We start from the raw sequence: 2661 nt of genomic DNA on the forward strand, positions 1-2661 counted from the left end.
CAGTTGTCGAGTCTCGCATTTCGTCATTCAGTAGCGGGGACAGGATTTGAACCTGCGACCTCTGGGTTATGAGCCCAGCGAGCTACCGAGCTGCTCCACCCCGCGTCGGTAAACACGACTTTACGTGAAGGCCACGACGAGATGCAAATCCTCCCCTGGCCGAACCTTCGTGACAGCCGGTGACATGAGTCACGAACAATTGGATTGACATTGATCAGAATCGACGCAATTTTTACCCATGATCTTCACAAGTCTTTCCGAAAGGACTCCTGCCGGTGCTTTCTGGCGCGCGTCAACCTGCCCTCGCCGCCCTCGCGGTCCTCGTGCTCGGAGCCGGCGGCGTCTACGTCGCGACGTCCGACGTCCACGGTGAGACCGTGGCCGCCCAGCCCGTGGCGGCCACCCCGTCCGCCCTGCCCTCGCCCGCACAGACCCAGGTCGGGACGCCCGCGCCCGCGCAGACCAAGGTGGGAGAGCCCGCGCCCGCACAGACCGCGGTGGGGCAGCCTTCGCCCGCGTCGTCGGTCGGCACCGTCACCACGGCGGACGCGGACCGCCCGTACCCCGATGCCGCAGCGATCCTCGCCAAGGACGGCATCAAGCTGAACAGCGGGAACGGCGGCATCACGCTCGACAAATGCGGAACCAACCTTTCGCAGATCCGGCTGTACTCGAACCCGGCTCCCGCGGCCAAGCAGAATCCCATGTACTGCTTCACCGTCCACAGCAGCACCGGACGGATCGCATTGGAGCTGGACCAGGTCTTCGCCATTGACACGGGGGCTCGACCGCTGAGCGCGAAGTTCACCGGCAAGAACCTGTCGGCCACCCTCGACGTGGCCAAGAACCAGTACGCGCCTTTCGGTGAAGGACCCCAGCAGAACACGGGTCACGTTCTCGTCGAGATCAGCGCCACCGGCTGATCGCGCAACCGCACCCACGCCTGCCCGGTCCCGAGGACACCGCAGGCGGGTCTTGCCATGCCCTTTCGAGAACGCCTTCTCGACCCACTCCACCGAAAGTCAGCACACCTGTGAAGAAGCCCAGGGTTCAACTCGGCCTCGCCCTGCTCACCGCGGCCGCCCTCATGGGGCTCGGCGCCGCCCCGGCGACCGCGGCCCCGCAGCCGCCCGCCCTCAGGATCATGCCGCTCGGCGACTCCATCACCGCGGGTACGGGTAGCACCGACGGCCGCGGCTACCGCGGACCCCTGTGGGACCTGATGGCCGGCCAGTCCCGGTACGCGCCCGATTTCGTCGGCTCGATGAAGAACGGCCCCATCACCGACCCCGACAATGAGGGTCACAGCGGATGGACGATCGACATGATCCGCGCCCAGATCGACACCTGGGAGACCACGGCCGGCCCGGACGTCGTCCTGCTCCACCTGGGGATCAACAACCTCAAGCGGTACAACGAGGACCCGGTCACGGCGGCGAACAAGCTGTCCGAGCTCATCGACCGGCTCCAGTACAACCGGCCCGGCGTCACCGTCATCTGCATCGGCCTGCTGACGGACACCGCCGGCGTGGAGGAGCAGACGAAGACCTTCAACTCGGTCATACGCGGACAGGTGGCCTCCCGCCAGGCCGCCGGCCAGCACTTCCGGTTCGTCGAGCCGCCCAAGATGACCCTGCCGGACGAGATGCTCGACGGTCTGCACCCCCAGGACTCGGGCCACGCCAAGCTCGCGGGCGCCTACTACGGCGCCTTGGAGCAGGCCGTCACCGACGGCTGGACCAAGAGGACGCCGCGGACCGGCAACGAGTCCGGCGGCTCCAACCGGGTGCGCTGGGCCGACTGGGACGGCGACGGCCGCCAGGACCGGTTCACCATCGCCGACAACGGCCAGGTCGACGTCAAGCTGAACGCGGGCGGGGACGCCGGCGGGCAGACCCTCGTACGGGTCGCGGGCGGTCTCACCACCGACCGCAGCCGCGCCCGCTTCGCGGACTGGGACGGTGACGGCAAGGCCGACTACCTGCTCGTCAACCCCAACGGCAGCATCGTCGTCTACCTCAACCGCGGCGGCGACGTCGGAGGCGGCTGGCAGGCCGTGGGGCAGGTCGCCTCGGGCCTCACGACCACCCAGGACAAGGTCCGCTTCAGCGACTTCGACGGCGACGGCAAGACCGACTACGGGGTCTTCTCCGACAACGGCGCCCTCACCGTGTACGCGAACCGCGGCGGGGACACCGGAGGCGGCTGGCAGGGGCTCGGTCAGGTGACCACCGGTGCCACCTCCGACCGCTCGCGGGTGCGCCTGTCCGATCTCGACGGTGACGGCCGTGCCGACTACCTGGTGATCGCCGCCAACGGCTCCATCTCCGGGTACTGGAACCGCGGCGGGGACAACCGCGGAGGCTGGCAGTGGGCGGGGCAGCTCGCGTCCGGTCTGACCAGCGACAAGGACAAGGTGCACTTCGCCGACATCAGCGGCGACGCCCGCGCCGACTACGTCGTCGCCGGTGCCAACGACACGGCCACCGTTTACGCCTTCAACGGCGGCGACCCCCTGCCCAACGGCTGGGTCGCCGTCGGTACGGTCGGCTGACCCGGCCCGTCACCCCACGCCCCACCCGGACGCGCGGCCCCCCAACACCGGCCCGCCGGGCTCGGAGCCGCCCCCCGCCCCCCCCCCCCCGGGGGGGGGCGGCCCCC

Annotated in this window: 2 protein-coding genes and 1 tRNA gene; 2 read left to right on the forward strand and 1 reads right to left on the reverse strand. The window is 69.3% G+C overall.

Translation table 11 applies throughout. The features are described from left to right. Positions 1–31 precede the first annotated feature (31 nt). Positions 32–105, reverse strand: a tRNA-Met gene (locus ACFXA3_RS16675). 170 nt (positions 106–275) lie between these two features. On the opposite strand from ACFXA3_RS16675, the gene ACFXA3_RS16680 reads away from it, so the two are divergent. Both ACFXA3_RS16680 and ACFXA3_RS16685 read left to right on the forward strand, forming a co-directional pair. Beyond that, a complete protein-coding gene (locus tag ACFXA3_RS16680; RefSeq protein ID WP_385187392.1) occupies positions 276–923 on the forward strand; it encodes a hypothetical protein in 648 nt (215 codons plus the stop codon). A gap of 110 nt (positions 924–1033) precedes the next feature. Beyond that, the gene (locus ACFXA3_RS16685) at positions 1034–2554 is read left to right on the forward strand and encodes an FG-GAP-like repeat-containing protein (protein WP_385187393.1); all 1521 of its coding nucleotides are present in this window, start codon (positions 1034–1036) and stop codon (positions 2552–2554) included. Positions 2555–2661 lie beyond the last annotated feature (107 nt).

Origin of the sequence: Streptomyces sp. NPDC059456, assembly GCF_042750055.1 — a bacterium.
Classification (GTDB): domain Bacteria; phylum Actinomycetota; class Actinomycetes; order Streptomycetales; family Streptomycetaceae; genus Streptomyces.